11 protein-coding genes are annotated in these 15,727 nt (G+C 59.8%); 7 read left to right on the top strand and 4 right to left on the bottom strand.

The window, feature by feature from the left end; genetic code table 11:
* The first annotated feature begins 42 nt into the window (after positions 1-42).
* Both B9H00_RS09835 and B9H00_RS09830 read left to right on the top strand, forming a co-directional pair.
* A complete protein-coding gene (locus B9H00_RS09835) occupies positions 43-2,670 on the top strand; it encodes a molybdopterin-containing oxidoreductase family protein (RefSeq protein WP_086900508.1) in 2,628 nt (875 codons plus the stop codon).
* A 160-nt stretch (positions 2,671-2,830) separates the two neighbouring features.
* Positions 2,831-3,733, top strand: coding sequence for a DMT family transporter (locus B9H00_RS09830; RefSeq protein ID WP_086900507.1), 903 nt, complete (start codon positions 2,831-2,833; stop codon positions 3,731-3,733).
* A gap of 31 nt (positions 3,734-3,764) precedes the next feature.
* On the opposite strand, the gene B9H00_RS09825 is transcribed toward B9H00_RS09830, so the two are convergent.
* Complete coding sequence (locus tag B9H00_RS09825; protein WP_086900506.1) at positions 3,765-4,940, bottom strand: glycosyltransferase family 9 protein; 1,176 nt, start codon at positions 4,938-4,940, stop codon at positions 3,765-3,767.
* A gap of 420 nt (positions 4,941-5,360) precedes the next feature.
* Between B9H00_RS09825 and B9H00_RS09820 the strand changes: the two genes are divergently transcribed.
* Complete coding sequence (locus B9H00_RS09820; protein ID WP_236944247.1) at positions 5,361-6,209, top strand: HAD-IIA family hydrolase; 849 nt, start codon at positions 5,361-5,363, stop codon at positions 6,207-6,209.
* Between the two features lie 246 nt (positions 6,210-6,455).
* Positions 6,456-7,532 (top strand): acyltransferase family protein, encoded by a 1,077-nt coding sequence (locus B9H00_RS09815; protein WP_086900504.1) that lies wholly within the window; start codon positions 6,456-6,458, stop codon positions 7,530-7,532.
* 365 nt (positions 7,533-7,897) lie between these two features.
* Here B9H00_RS09815 and B9H00_RS09810 read toward each other — a convergent pair whose 3' ends face one another.
* Positions 7,898-9,700: a glycoside hydrolase family 15 protein gene (locus B9H00_RS09810; RefSeq protein WP_086901810.1), complete on the bottom strand. Its 1,803-nt coding sequence runs from the start codon at positions 9,698-9,700 to the stop codon at positions 7,898-7,900.
* A 177-nt stretch (positions 9,701-9,877) separates the two neighbouring features.
* On the opposite strand from B9H00_RS09810, the gene B9H00_RS09805 reads away from it, so the two are divergent.
* The 3 genes from B9H00_RS09805 (at position 9,878) to B9H00_RS09795 (ending at position 12,863) form a co-directional block, all read left to right on the top strand.
* A complete protein-coding gene (locus B9H00_RS09805; RefSeq protein WP_086900503.1) occupies positions 9,878-10,903 on the top strand; it encodes an SDR family oxidoreductase in 1,026 nt (341 codons plus the stop codon).
* 248 nt (positions 10,904-11,151) lie between these two features.
* Entirely contained in the window at positions 11,152-11,850 is a 699-nt protein-coding gene (locus B9H00_RS09800; protein ID WP_086900502.1) for a pirin family protein, read from the top strand.
* 62 nt (positions 11,851-11,912) lie between these two features.
* Positions 11,913-12,863 carry a ribokinase gene (locus tag B9H00_RS09795; RefSeq protein WP_086900501.1) on the top strand — a complete coding sequence of 317 codons (951 nt, stop codon included), beginning with the start codon at positions 11,913-11,915 and terminating at the stop codon, positions 12,861-12,863.
* A 91-nt stretch (positions 12,864-12,954) separates the two neighbouring features.
* On the opposite strand, the gene gabT is transcribed toward B9H00_RS09795, so the two are convergent.
* Positions 12,955-14,232 (bottom strand): 4-aminobutyrate--2-oxoglutarate transaminase, encoded by a 1,278-nt coding sequence (gene gabT, locus B9H00_RS09790; RefSeq protein ID WP_086900500.1) that lies wholly within the window; start codon positions 14,230-14,232, stop codon positions 12,955-12,957.
* A gap of 26 nt (positions 14,233-14,258) precedes the next feature.
* Positions 14,259-15,707: an NAD-dependent succinate-semialdehyde dehydrogenase gene (locus B9H00_RS09785; RefSeq protein ID WP_086900499.1), complete on the bottom strand. Its 1,449-nt coding sequence runs from the start codon at positions 15,705-15,707 to the stop codon at positions 14,259-14,261.
* Between the last annotated feature and the right edge of the window lie 20 nt (positions 15,708-15,727).

The raw sequence follows: 15,727 nt of genomic DNA, 5'->3' as shown, positions 1-15,727 counted from the left end.
CGCCTTCGGGCGGGCTTCTCTGGCAGATCACATGGCGCTTTCATGAAACGACGATCCTTTATCAAGGCAGGCATTGCCGCCCTGGCCGGTCTCAGGAAAGGCGAATATATCTATCTGGGTGTCGGTGGCGCTCTGGGGGCCGCCGCGGTCGGCGGCGCACTGATGACGCCGTCGCTGCCCCGCAAGGTGAAAAACGATTACAACCGGGCCCGCAGCGTCAAAAGCGTATGCCTCAACTGCTCGACCGTGTGCGGCATCGAGGGGTTTGTCATCGATGACCGGGTGGTCAAGATTCGGGGCAATCCGAAAGATCCCAACATGGGCAGTTACATGACCTGCGCCAAGGGTCAGAGCGGGCCGACCATCAATGACTATCCCGAGCGTCTGGTCTACCCGCTCAAGCGGGCCGGCGCTCGGGGGGAAGGTCTGTGGCAGCGCATCAGCTGGGAGGAAGCCTATGACGAGATTGCCGGACGGATTCAAAAAAGCATCGATGACGGCCATCCCGAGCGGGTGGTGCTGCATGCCGGGCGCTCGCGCATCAATACCGAAATCAAGCGCTTTCTGGGCGCCATCGGCTCACCGGTCCAGCTCAACCACCGCGCCCTGTGCTCCTCGAGCAAGCGCGGCGCCAACTATGTGAGCCTGGGCGACACCGACTGGGAGTCGATCGACGCCGAACGCTGTCGTTATTTTCTCAACTTTGGCTCTAACTTTTATGAAGCCCACCAGGGCGGGCTGCATCTGGTCAAGCGCGTCATCAAGGCCCGCTTTGATCACGGCGCGACGCTGGTGACTTTCGATGTGAGGCTTTCCAACACCGCCGGGCGCAGCGATGAATGGTTCGCCCCCTTTCCCGGTACCGAAGGGGCCGTGGCGCTGGCCATGGCGCATGTCATCATGCGCGAGAGTGAGTTTGACCGTGAGTTTGTCGAGCACTTCGTCAATCTCTCGGCCACCGAGATCATCGACTTCCTGAGCGATTACACTCCCGAATGGGCGGCCGCCGAATCAGGCCTTGCCGCCGCCGATATCGAACGGGTCGCACTGGCCTTTGCGCGTGCCCGGCCCACCGCCGTGGCCTTCACAAACCGTGGCACCGGCTCGCACTACAACGGCATGAATGCCGAGCGCGCCGTAGTCATGCTCAACGCGCTGGTCGGCTCCATCGGACGGCCCGGTGGCTACTGCTACGGTACGGAAGAAAAGCTGCGCGCCGAGCGCTATCCGCAGCCCGAGCCCATCCCGCCCAAACCTGCCGTCAGGACCGATCTGGAAGATCCACCGGAATGGCCGCTGGCCAACCGCTGGCAGAAGATGAAGGTGGGTCAGATCGTCTATGAATACATCCGCCAGGGGCGCGCAAAAGTGGATGTCTATCTCTCCTATACCATCAGCTCGCCCATGAACTGGCCGGAGGGGCGCACCACAACGGTCGGGGTGCTCAAGGATGAATCGCTGATCCCCTTTCACGCCTGCTCGGATGTGGTCTATTCCGAGATGGCGCACTACGCCGACCTGATACTGCCGGATGCCACCTACCTGGAGCGCTGGGGGCTTGAAACCCGCAGCAGCCCCGAACTTCGCCACTTTGTGACCCTGCGCCAGCCCATGGTGGCCCCGCCGGGCGAGGCGCGCAGCTACGCCGACGTGTTGTTTGATATCGGCCGGCGGCTGGGCCCGGAGCAGGCGCGCTATTTCGAGTTCGGCGATCACGAGGCCTTCGTGCGCCATCAGTGTCGCCACATCCCTGCAGGCGATGAGGCCGATGGCTTTGAATGGATGAAGCGCCACGGCGCCCGCGTCGATGAGGTCCCCAAAAGCTACGAGGTGCATCGCCGGGTCTTGAGTGACGCCGAGCTTGCCGGGGCGCGCATCGATGACGATAGAGGCGTGATCCTTCAGCGTGACAATAAGGGGCAAGAACAGGCCATCGGACTGATGATCGATGAGGGCGGTGCGCCGCGTGCCGTGCGCGGGTTTGGCACGCCCTCACGGCGCTTTGAGATCTACAGCCGGGAAGTGGCCGAGGTCGCCAGAGAACAGGGCATCCACCATGACGGGCTGCCGGGCTATCTACCGGTGCCGGCCCATGTGGATCTGCCGGAGGATCGCTTCATTCTGACCAGCTTCAAGTGGAACGTGCATACCCAGGGGCGCACGGCCAATCAGAAGTACCTCAGCGAAATCGTTCACGACAACCCGATGTGGATCAATCCGGGCACCGCGACGCGTCTGGGCATCGTCTCGGGGGATCTGGTCGAACTGACCACCTATCGCCCGCTCAGCAGCGACCGGGGGGACCGGGCCTTTCGCGGTACCGGCGAGCCGATCGGCAGCCAGCAGGTGCGCGTGGTGGTGACCGAAGGCATTCATCCGCGAGTGGTCGCCATCTCCAACAGTCTGGGCTACGTCGTCTCCGGACGTGCGGCCATGGCGCGTCAGGGATCAAGAGCTCAGGAGGCTGCGCTTGGCCACAAGGCTTATGGACCGGCGCCCGAGCGCGACGACCTGCGTGATCACCTGTGGTGGGACAAGCGTCTGGGCGGGCGCGGCAATGGCGTCAACGTTAATGCCCTGCAGCCCATCAATCCCGAGCCATTGATCGGCAACCAGGCCTGGTTTGACACCGTATGCAGTCTGCGGCGGCTCAAGGAGCGCCGTATCTGAGCAGGGCGGTCGCCTCTGGTCTCCCCGATGACGCATGGAGAACAGGGCGCCGGGCACTGCCTGCCAGGATGAAAACTTCCTGGATCGTTAATGACTGCGATCAATGCACCACTGACACGACAGCCGCTGCATCGCGGTTGTCGTCAAGGAGACTCGTGCCATGGCCGCCCTGCCCTGCGATGCTGCCGCCCGTCACTCACGCGGGCTGATGCTGGCCACCGTCGGTATCGTTGTTCTGAGCTTCGACAGCCTGCTGGTTCGGCTGGCAGGTACCGACGGCTGGAACATCGCCTTCTGGCGCGGCGCACTGATGGCCATCGTCATGGGGCTTTTCTACTGCCAGCGCCGGCGACTGGCCACGCTCAACGCCCATCGCGGCGTGTCGCTGATCTCTGCCGGGCTGCTGGCGGCCATCTCGCTTTTGTTCGTGATGGCGGTGATGCATACCCGTGTGGCCAACGTGGTGGTCATTTTGAGCACCGCACCCCTGTTTGCGGCCATTTTCACCCGGCTGTTTCTACAGGAGCAGGTAGCAGCAAGAACCTGGATCGCAATCGGCCTTGCCATGCTGGGGCTGGTGATTGTCTTTGCCGGCTCATTGACCGGCGAGGGGCTACTCGGCGATATGTACGCACTCGGTGCCGCCATGGCCGTGGGCGCCAATCTGACGCTGCTGCGACGCTACCAGACCCTGGACCGCCTTCCCCTGATTGCCGGCGGTGGGATAATGACGGCCCTGGTGGCGTGGCCCATGGCAACGCCGCTGGCACTGGAGACACAGAGCTATGTGGTGCTCGCCGTCATGGGACTGATTCAGATGCCGCTGGCCACGGCACTGATCAACAACGCCACCCGCTATCTGCCTTCTGCCGAAGTGGCGCTGTTCTATCTGGTCGAGGCGATTCTGGGCACGCTGTGGGTCTGGTGGCTTTTAGGCGAGAACCCGCCGGAGGCCACGCTCTACGGCGGGCTGCTGACGCTGGTCACGCTGCTGGGCAATGCCTGGCTGGGCCTGCGACGATCACGCCTTCGCAGAGTCTCGGCCACGTCGCCAGCACGATAGTGAACGGACGACATGGCGATGACCAAAGCGTTCAGGGCATCTGAGGTGCCGACGACGTCAGCGTCATATCCGCAGTCATGCTGGCCTCAAATGCCTCCACCTCACGACGGCCCTGATACAGCTCGGGCGTGGTCACGGCCGCCACCAGCTGGCGGGCATTCGGCTGCCAGAGCACAATGTCCAGCGGCCCGCGCGGGACAAACTTCAGTGACTTGCGCTTTTGCACCAGCGCCATGACCGGCACATCCAGCGCCGCGCCAATATGCAGTGGCCCGGAGTCAGGGCTGACGAGATAGCGAGCGTAGTGCAACATGGCCGCAAAGATACGCAGCGGCCGGGGCCGACAGAGCGCACCATAGCGACTATTGGCCATCTCCTGTTCAAGCATGGGCGCATGGCGCAGCTCTTCGGGACCTACAAACACCACGTAGCGCTGACCAGCCGCCTCCAGTGCCTTGATGCTCTCCTGCCAGAAGCTCAGGGGCAGACGCTTGTCGAGATGACCTCCTACAAACAGCGCCACGAAGGGGGCTGGCCGCCCGGCATCATCAAAATCGATGCCCAGCTCTTCGAGTTCACCGCGCCCGATGCTGCACTCTCCATGGCTTAGCCGCATCAGCGGGCGATCGCGACAGGGCGTTTCAAGCGCCCGGGCAAACATCTGAGGAATGTCGTAGGCATGGGCCTGATCGCCGCTGACTTCGATATCGAACCAGCGCTGTCCGCGCTTGCCCTTGCCCATGGTGTAGCGGCTTTTAATACAACGCACGAAGATCAGTCCGGTCAGCGAGCTGGGGCCCACCTGTACGGCAAGGTCATATCGCTCCTGACGCAGCTGGCGAATCATGGCGGGAAAACGCCATGGGCGCACGATAGCATCACGCGACAGGGTCAGAACGCGGTCCAGCCGCTGATGGCGAAACAGCGACCGGGTGCTGTCAGTCGTGAGAAGGTCAATTCGGGCATCAGGGAAACGCTGTCGAAAGGTTTCGATGACAGGCGACATGATCAATGCATTGCCGATGCGATAGTTGGGTCGCACCAGCAGTATTTTTAACGGGCCCTGAAGGTTTTCGACGTCAACGCTTTCACTTTTTCGAAGGGGTTTCGTAATGAGAAAGGTCACGCCGCGGCGTGCTCTTTTTTCAATACCCTGCGCGAGTGTTTTAAGAATTGTATTGGTGCGAACCGCTGTTTTCAGAGACATCACATCACCTGGTCAGGGCATCCATTGCGAGAAAAGGCTCACAATCATTAATAATTTATTAACGCATCCGATTTTCAATCGCTGACGTTAAAAGACCACAATTAAAGCCGCTGGTTCCAGTATTCAATAGCGTTTTTTCAAAAATAATGGCTTTAAAATGAAGGAAATATTAAACATTGAAGCCAGCATTAAAACTGTATTAAAGGATTCTTTGATTTTCCTTTGGCCTCTATTTAATAAACAATGTTTTTTAATTTTGACGATTTTTATCATTAAAAATCTCTACATAAAATAGTCACGATATAACGATATGGGTCGTGCCTCCTGTTCCCGCATTAACATGAAGCCGTGCGCTACAAGGGCATGACGAGCTTTATAACGCTATGCTGAAGAGCATCACCTATCAGGGGGGAACACATTGTGACGACAGGCAAGAAGATGGAGCGCGACGTTGATTGCTGGCTGACCGATATGGACGGGGTGCTGGTGCATGAAAACAAGGCCATTCCGGGAGCTGCCGAGCTGATCAATCAGTGGCGGGAGAAGAAAAAGCCCTTTCTGGTGCTGACCAATAACTCGATCTATACCCCGCGCGATCTCAGTGCACGCCTGGCGCGCAGCGGTATCGAGGTCCCCGAGGAGCAGCTCTGGACCTCGGCGCTGGCCACCGCCGCCTTTTTGAAGGATCAGTCGCCCGGTGGATCGGCCTTCATCATTGGCGAGGCCGGCATCACCACGGCCATGCATGAAGCCGGCTTTGTCATGACGGATACCGATCCGGACTACGTGGTGCTGGGCGAGACGCGAACCTACTCGTTTGAGGCCATTACCCGCGCCATTCGTCTGATCAATGCAGGCGCCCGTTTCATTGTCACCAACCCCGATGTGACCAGCCCCAGCCAGGAAGGCCCGCTACCGGCCACCGGTGCGGTAGCGGCGTTGATCACCAGCGCGACCAAACGCGAGCCCTATGTGGTGGGCAAACCCAACCCGATGATGTTTCGCTCGGCGCTCAACAAGCTGGGCGCTCACTCCATGCGTACCGGCATGATCGGCGATCGCATGGATACCGACGTGGTCGCCGGTATCGAGGCCGGGCTGCATACCGTGCTGGTACTCACCGGTATCGCTGATCACTCCGAAGTCGAACGCTACCCGTTTCGTCCCAAGGAAATCCTCGACTCCGTGGCAGATCTGCTGGAGGACAATCAGCAGACGCAAAGCGCAAAGAAGGAGCAAGACAGCAATAAAAAGTCCGACAGCAAGTAATCATCTCGATACCGGGCATCACCCTGTCGAAAGGATGGTGCCCTACCTCTTGTGTTTAAAAAAGTTTCCAACATTTAAAATAGATAATTTTTTATGTCTTTTATTCATTATCGGTATCTTTTTAGATACCAATAACCATCCGATATCAGTTAAATAAATTTTATGACAACATCTGAGCCATAAGTCTTAGCCGGGCATGCTGCGCTGCTTTACAATATCGCAAATTTAACCGCTGCGATCCCTCCCATGACTACAACTTCTCCTGTTCATGGCGGTCAGCGTATCGCCTGGATTGATGCCGCCAAGGGCGCCTGCATTTTCATGGTGGTACTGTGGCATACCACCATTTTTTCCTACGCTCAGATCGATTTTGGCAGCCTGCCACTGGATAGCTGGTGGACCGGTGCGTTGACAGCCTTCAAGCCGCTGCGCATGCCGCTGTTCTTTTTGATTTCCGGCTTTCTTGCGCACTCGGCCATTACCCGCAAGAGCTGGCAGGAAACGTTTAAATCCCGTGTGGCAACCCTGTTCTGGCTCTATCTGCTGTGGATGGCGATCAACTGGATCGCGATCTCACTCATGCGCACGCAAATTCCAGGCGCCGCCGAAATCATTCCCGGTGAGGCCTACACGCTCAACATCATCGAGTTCGTTCGTGGTGTCTTTCTGGCCGACAGCGGCATCTGGTATCTCTATGCGCTGGTGCTCTACTTTGTGGTCTGCAAGACCTTCAATCGGGTCGCCATTCCGCTTCTGATTGTACTGGCTCTACTGCAGATCTTCTCCGAGTACATCACGGATGTCTGGAACTTCAAAAAGCTGCTGGACTACGGCATTTTCTACGCCATGGGCTGCTTTGGTCGCGACCGGATTGCTCATGTTTATGCCGAATTCAGCGCCAAACGCTGGGTCCTGGTGGGTGCAGGGCTGCTAGCTTCGATGGCCGTAGCACGTCAGCTGGGCATTTTTTATCTGCCGGCGACACAGCTTTTTCTCTCCTGTCTGATGGTTTCGTTTGCCATCGACACTCTGAGCCTGATTCTGCGCTTCTGGCAAATGCGCACCCTGCAGGCCCTGGGCAAGCGGACCCTGCCGGTGTACGTCATTCATATGCTGCTGGTTCACCCCCTGACGCTTGTGATGGTCGATGTTGAACTCAGCGGGTCACTGGGTCAGGCCATTGCCGTCGCGCTGCCCATCATCATCGCCACCGTTGTCTGTGCTGGCTGTCTGCTGGTGCGTTACCTGCTGGATCACGGCCCGGGGCGAGCGCTATTTGATTTCCCGGCCCTGAGAAATCGGCCGGTAACGCAGAACGCCTGAGCCTCTCGATGCGCTGCCTCTCCTGCGCCCGTCGGATTATCCCGGCGGGCGCATTTTATTGTATCGATGCTCAACGCTGATTTTCTGCGGTTGCCACGCAGGAATATGAGGCAGATGCTGCCAGCATTCCTGACGCTCAAGGAATTTCCCATGTAAACCTGCGCACCGGCCTGATCGGAGAGCGCATGGCTGCCCATGTGGTAGCAGGTATCGAGGCGGAGCGGCATACCTTGTGGGGGCTGTCCGGTATCGCCAGACGAGAAGATCCAGAAAGAGCAGCAGGAGGTCCGAAAATAATCAAGGATCACCAATGCCATCGGCATGACTGCGGCGCGGGGCTCACCCCGCGCCTGACGCTGCCCTGATCAGGGATACCCCTTCGATGAGCAAGCGCCCCGGGCCAGCAGGTGGGCACTGTTGATCAGACCGACATGCGAAAAGGCCTGCGGGACGTTGCCCAGCTGACGCCGGCAACGCGGGTCATACTCCTCCGACATCAGTCCCAGATCGTTACGAATTTCCAGCAGCCGGTCAAAAAGGGCCTGGGCCTCATCATGTCGCTCCTGAAGCACCAGATTATCTACCAGCCAGAAGCAGCCGATCACAAAGGCGCCTTCGCCATCTGTCAGACACGCCTGCTTTTTATCGGTCAGGAAACGATATAGAAAATCATCGTAGCCCAGCTCCTTGCGAATGAGATCAACCGTGCTGACCATGCGCGGATCGTCTGCCGGCAAGAATCCCATCAGGGGTAGCAGTAGTGCCGACACGTCGAGCTCATCACCACCGTAATACTGGACAAAGCTCTGACGACGGGCATTGAACCCCTGGGCGCACACTTCATCGTGCACCTGCTGTCGCAGTGCCTTCCAGCGCTCGAGATCACCTTTCATATCAAAGTATTCCACTGCCTTGACCGCGCGATCAAAGGCCACCCAGACCATGACTCTGGAGTGCGTATAATGGCGTTGTGGACCACGCAGCTCCCAGAGGCCGGCACCGGGCTCCTGCCAATGCTGCTCCAGATATTCCAGCAGCTGATATTGCACGTGCCAGAGATCGCTTTCAGGCGCCAGTGCGTGTCGGCGCGCCCGGTGCAGGGCATCCATGACTTCACCGTAGACATCCAGCTGTTGTTGCTGCCAGGCGCCGTTGCCAATGCGCACTGGTGTTGCCCCATTAAAGCCTGCCAGCCACGGCAACTCATGCTCCACAAGGCGCCGCTCGCCACCGATGCCATACATGGGCTGCAGGCTTTCAGGCCCGCCAGCCACCGCGCGCAGCAGCCATGAGCGCCAGGCCTCGGCCTCCTCCCGATAGCCACTATCCAGCAGCGCATGCAGCACAAACGAGGCATCTCGCAGCCAGGTGTAGCGATAGTCCCAGTTGGCTTCTCCACCACTGATTTCGGGCAAGGAGGTCGTCGCTGCCCCCAGGATACCGCCTGTATCGGCATCGGTCAGCGCCTTAAGGGTAATCAGGGAGCGTATGACCGGCGCACGATATCGATCGTCAATCTCACAACGACTGCTCCACTGCTGCCACCACTGTTCTACCGCCTGCTGTTCAAGATCGGCATCCAGGACTTCCGGAGGTGTTTGCCAGGCAAGGTGCCAGGTCAACACAAAGGCGACGCGCTCACCGGAAGCGACATTGAACCGGGCGCAGCAGACGCCTTCTTCATTTTCTTCAAGGGCTGCCTCTGATACCAGACGCAAACTGTCAGGCCCGACCACGGCCGACATGACGCCATCCTGATAGTGCGAGAAAGGCGCCACCCGGCCGTAATCAAAACGAAAGAGGGCCCGGCTTTGCATCTCGACGTGGCCTTGGCGTCCCTCGACTACACGCACCAGATCGTTATGCGTCTGTCCCTTCTGAATGGGCGGCATGAAATCGATCACCGCGACCCGCCCGCTTGCGGTTTCAAACTCGGTTTCAAGCACCAGCGTCTCGCCACGGTAGTGGCGCGAGCGAGACACGACCGGGTCCTGCGGAGAGATTTGCCAATAACCATTGTGCTGCTCTCCCAGCAGCAGCGCGCAGCAGGCCTCAGCGTCGAATCGTGGTAGACAGAGCCACGCTATGCAGGCATCGCGATCAATGAGCGCTGCGGTTTTCAGATTGCCGATAAAGCCATAATCCTCGATACACCGGGATGCCTGCATGCCGTTCTCCAGAATGTGCCTGCCGTCGTAAAATTCAGCATGAATCAAGTTTTAGACCATAATCAGGATACTTTTATTGCTCTTTAGGCCTATTCCCTTGCCCTCTCGTGCGGCAGAGAGCGGTCTACGCTAGTAAGGCACAACATGAATTGAAGCTTGAACTTCGGAGAGCGCCTCATGCCAGACGGAAAACAGGAAGTGACGGTGGTGACCGGTGCCGGCGCGGGACTGGGCTGTGCCATCGCTCATGAATTCGCCCGCCATGGCAGTCATGTCGGATTGATCGGACGCGATGAAGGACGTCTTGAAACGGTCAAAAAGGCGCTGGAAGCCATGGGGGTGCGCGCGGTAGTCGTCAGCGCCGATGTGGCTGATGCCGACCAGGTCGAGGCCGCGGCAGAGCAGATAGAAGCCGCGCTGGGCCCGATCGATGTCTGGGTCAACGCCGCCATGACGACGCTGTTTTCTTCATTGAGCGACATGAGCCCGGAAGACTATCGTCGGGTTACCGATGTCACCTATCACGGCAACGTCTACGGCACCATGGCAGCGCTCAAGCGAATGCGCGCACGCAACAGCGGCACCATCGTGCAGGTCGGTTCGGCGCTCGCCTATCGGGCGGTGCCGTTGCAAAGCGCCTACTGCGGTGCCAAGCATGCCATCAAGGGCTACACCCAGGCGCTGCGTACCGAGCTTCTCAACGAGGGCAGCCGGGTTCATGTCACCATGGTGGAAATGCCGGGATTGAACACGCCGCAGTTTGACTGGTGCAAGAGCCATCTGCCGCACCGCGCCCGGCCGGTGGCGCCGGTTTATCAGCCCGAAGTGGGCGCACGCGCCGTCTACTGGGCCGCCCATCACCGCCGCCGCGAAATCTATGTCGGCCGGTCGGCCATCATGAGCATCTGGGGCAACAAGGTTTTTCCCGGCCTGCTGGATCGTTATCTCGCTCGCACTGCCGTCAGTGGTCAGCAGACCGATGAGCGTCGCCCCCCCGGCCGCCCTGACAACCTTTGGCAACCGGTTCCCGGGGCACGCGGAGCGCATGGCCGTTTTGACGATGAAGCGCTCTCCACCAGTGCGCAGCTCTGGGCAACCACTCACAGACGTGAACTGGGCCTGATGGCCGGTGCGCTGGTGATTGTGGGATCGCTATTGAAAGCCGGTTCACGTCGCTCCACCAGACGACTCAAAAGACGTTGAATGCTTTGAGATAGCGCTGATTGTTGCCCCATCAGGCAGGTGTCCTGCACGCCTGTCTTTGACGTTGGGTATTGTTGGCCCGAGAGACAGCCGGTCTGAAAAGACAGATTTGAGACGGCATGAAAACACCCACGCTCCTTCTGCGAGGCATTCGATTTTATCGATAACAAACGCTCATTTTATGCAGTTGCCATGCAGGAATTCGAAGCAGATGCTGGGCGCATTCCAGACTGACGGAGAGCTTTCCCATGTTGACCCTGCGCCCTGGTAGCGAACGTGGCCACGCCGATCACGGCTGGCTTGAGAGCTACCACTCCTTTTCCTTTGCCGGCTATGTCGATCCTGACCATGTCCATTTCGGCCCCCTGCGGGTGATCAATGAAGACCGTGTCGCTCCCGGCGGCGGCTTTGGTCAACACGGCCATCGTGACATGGAGATTTTTTCCTACGTGCTTTCCGGCGAACTGGCCCATCGCGATACGCTGGGCAACGGCTCAAGCATTGGGCCGGGACGCGTGCAACTGATGACGACCGGTACCGGCGTGGAGCACAGCGAGTTCAACCACAGCGCCCATGAGCCGGTGCACTTTCTGCAGATCTGGCTCTTTCCTCGTGAGACCGGGCTTACACCGCGCTACAGCGAGGCGGACTTCTCTGCTGACTCAAAGCGTGACCAGCTGCGCCTGATCATCTCCCCGGACGGCCGCGATGGCTCGCTGCGCATCGAACAGGATGCCTTCATTTACGCCACGCTCCTGGAGGGTGAGACCACGCTCACTCACACGCTGGCGCCAGGCCGTCGTGCCTACGTGCACCTCATTCGCGGCACGCTTGAGATCAACGGCCAGCTTCTTGAAGGCGGTGATGCCCTGATGCTGGAAGAAGAAGCACGGATTGAGCTGACGCGCGGTCGTGACGCCGAAGCGCTGGTCTTTGATCTACCCTGAATCGACAAGGGCCTCGTTGTGTTCGATGATCACACCAGATCAATGACTACAGCGAGGCCATCATGTCCTTACCGAAGCAGCCATCCTCCGGGTCGGCCACCGTCTACAACTATGGCTCGATCAATATCGACCATGTCTATCGTGTCCCGCATCTGGTGCGTCCCGGCGAGACCCTCTCCAGCACTGATTACCAGATCGTGCTGGGCGGCAAGGGTGCCAATCAGACCATCGCGCTGGCGCGGGCCGGTGGGCAGGTGAGCCACTGGGGACAGCTTGGCCGTGCCGACGACTGGGCGCTGGAGACCCTGAAGGACGCCGGCGCCGATATCGATGACGTGGCGCTGCTGGAAAGTGCCAGCGGCCATACCGTGATCCAGGTCGATGACGAGGGGGAAAACGCCATCGTGCTGTTCGGTGGTACCAATCAGAGTTTTACGCCCGAGCGGATCGATGAGCTGCTGACCGGTGCCGACAAGGGCGGCTGGCTGCTGCTGCAAAACGAGTGCAACGATATTGACGTCGTGATTCGTCAGGCGCTCGAGCGCGGATTGAAGGTCGCCTTCAATCCCGCACCGATGACGCCGGCCATTCGCGAATTGCCCCTGAAGGATCTCGCGCTGTTGTTCGTCAACCGGGGCGAAGCTGCCGCACTGGTGGACATCGACGAGCAAAGCGATGCCGACGCCCTGATCGAGGCGCTGCAAACGGCACTACCGGGCGTCAATATCGTGCTGACGCTGGGCTCGGAAGGGGCCTGGCGCATCGACGGCGAACGTGGTGACACCCTGTACCAGCCGGCGCGTCCGGTACAGGCCGTCGATACGACCGGTGCCGGTGACACGTTCATCGGCTATTACATGGCCGCCCTGCAGGCGGGCAACGATGCCTCTACCTGCCTGGAGCGCGCTACCGCGGCCGCCGCACTGGCCGTGCAGCGTGCTGGTGCGGCCACCGGCATCCCGACGGTCGATGAGGTCGAAACCTTCCTGAAGATCGCTGCCCGCCCGTCATGAGCCACACTCGCCACCGTTTCATGACATCAAAAGGCCCCGCCATTGGCGGGGCCTTTTTTTCAAGCGCTCGGATCATGCATGCGCTGGTGACTTACGACTGACCACTCATTTCCTTCAGCATGGATTCGATCAGATCCATCCCTTCACCCAGCACGTCATCGCTGATGGTGACCGGCATCAAAAAGCGGATCGTGTTGCCATAGAGGCCGCAGGACAGCAGGATCAGGCCACGTTCGCGCGCCGTCTTGCAGAGCTTGCCGGCAAGCTCCGTATCAGGCTCGCCATCGGCGCGGACCAGATCGAAGGCGGCCATCGCTCCCAGATGGCGCGAATTGCGCACGCAGTCAAAAGAGCGTTCCAGCTTCTGGAACCGTTCACCGAGCTTGTCGCCCAGCGCCTGACTCTTCTCGAGGATGTTTTCTTCCTCGAACACTTCCAGCACGGCCAGAACGGCAGCACAGGAGACCGGGCTACCGGTATAGGTACCGCCAAGCGAATTGCCGCCCGAGGCATCCATCACACGGTCGGTACCGACTACGGCGGAAATCGGCATGCCATCGCCCATGCTCTTGGCCATGGTCATGATGTCGGGCTCAACGCCGGTATGCTCGATGGCAAACATCTTGCCGGTACGGCCGAAACCGGACTGCACTTCATCGACGATCAGCAAAATGCCGTGCTCGTCACAGATCTCACGCAGTGCCTTCATGAAGCTCGGTGAGGCAGCATGGAAACCGCCTTCGCCCAGCACCGGCTCGATGACGATCGCGGCCGTGTCCTTCGGGTTGGCATCGGTCTTGAAGGTCATCTTCAGGCCGCGCAGTGCGTCTTCCTCGCTGACACCGATCGATTCGACCGGATAGGGCGCCCGATAGACCTGCCCCGGCATGGGGCCGAAATCGGTGCGATAGGGGGCAACCTTGCCGTTCATGGCCATGGTCATGAACGTACGGCCGTGATAGCCGCCGGTGAAGCAGATCACGCCCGAGCGGCCGGTCGCGGCGCGCGCGACCTTTACGGCGTTTTCCAGCGCCTCGGCACCGGAGTTGGCCAGCATGACCTTGGCATGTCCGCGTACCGGCGTGATGTGACTGAGCTTCTCGGCCACCTTCACGTAGCCTTCATAGGGCATGACGGTCTGGCAGGTATGCATGACCTTGTCGAGCTGTGCCTTGACGGCCTCGACCACCTTCGGGTGGCGATGGCCGATATTGAGTACACCAATACCGCCGGCAAAATCGATAAAGCGCTTGCCATCGACGTCCCACAGTTCGGCGTTTTCGGCACGGTCGGCAAAATGACCATCCGGACTTGCCGCGCCGTTGGCGACATAGCGTTTTTTAAGCTCATTGAGTTCATTATTATTCATGCGCGATCTCCTTTGATATGCAGCAATTACAGCCCGCCGAGACAGACATACTTGAGCTCGGTAAACTCCTCCAGCCCGTGGTGCGAACCCTCTCGACCCAGTCCTGACTCCTTGATACCGCCAAACGGGGCCAGTTCGGTCGACAACAGCCCTTCGTTGACGGCGACCATGCCGTACTCGAGCGCCTCCATCACCTGCCAGATGCGCTTGTAGTCGCGGGCATAGAAGTAGGCCGCCAGGCCAAAGGGCGTATCGTTGGCCATCGCAATGGCCTGATCATCCTGGTCGAAACGAAACACTGCCGCAAATGGCCCGAAGGTCTCTTCCCGAGCCACGGCCATCTCGGGGGTGACATCGGCCAGCACGGTCGGTGTGTAAAACGAGTGTCCCAGCGCGTGCGCTTCTCCACCTTCCACCAGTCGAGCGCCCTTGTCGAGCGCATCGCTGACATGGGCACTGACCTTGTCGACCGCCGCCTGATTGATCAGCGGTCCAATGATCGTGCCCTCTTCCATGCCGTTGCCAACCTTGAGCTCGCGCACGCGAGCGGCGAGCTTCTCAACGAAGGCATCGTAGACGCCGGACTGCACCAGAAAGCGGTTGGTGCATACGCAGGTCTGGCCGGCATTGCGGTATTTGGAGGCAATCGCGCCTTCAACCGCGGCATCAAGGTCGGCATCGTCAAACACGATAAAGGGCGCGTTGCCCCCCAGCTCCATGGCCGTTTTCTTGACGGTGGACGCACACTGCGCCAGCAGTTTCTTGCCGACCGGCGTGGAACCCGTGAAGGAGACCTTGCGCACTCTCGGGTCGGTGGTCAGCACTTCGCCCACTGCGGCAGGGCTTTTGGCGGTGACCACATTGATCGCCCCCTGCGGAATGCCGGCTTCCAGCGCCAGCGCGGCGAGTGCCAGCGCGGTCAGCGGCGTCGCCTCGGCCGGCTTGATCACGACCGTACAGCCGGCAGCCAGCGCCGGAGCACATTTGCGAGTGATCATCGCCAGCGGGAAGTTCCAGGGCGTGATGGCCGCGACCACGCCGATCGGCTCGCGCATGACCAGAATGCGCTTGTCCGCGCCGTGCCCCGGCAGGGTCTCGCCGGCGATGCGCTTGGCTTCTTCAGCGTAGAACTCGATAAACGAGGCGCCGTAACCGACTTCACCACGCGACTCTGCCAGCGGCTTGCCCTGCTCCAGCGTCATCAGGCGTGCCAGAGCGTCGGTATTTTCAACCACCAGGTCAAACCAGCGGCGCAGCAGACGCGAGCGCTCCCTGGCGGGCACCTTGCGCCAGTCGGCCATTGCCGTCTCGGCGGCCGCGACTGCCGCGCGAGTCTCCTCGGCACCGAGATCGGCCACGTTGGCGACCAGCTCCCCGGTCGCCGGGTTGTTGACGGCAAACTGCTGCCGGCCTTCCTGCCACTGATCACCGATCAGGGCGGCGGCACGCTGGTTCTTGAACTCGATATCAAACATTGTCTACCTCATGGATGTGA

It is taken from the genome of Kushneria marisflavi (assembly GCF_002157205.1).
Classification (GTDB): Bacteria; Pseudomonadota; Gammaproteobacteria; order Pseudomonadales; family Halomonadaceae; genus Kushneria; species Kushneria marisflavi.
This window is presented reverse-complemented; position numbering and strand designations above follow the sequence as displayed.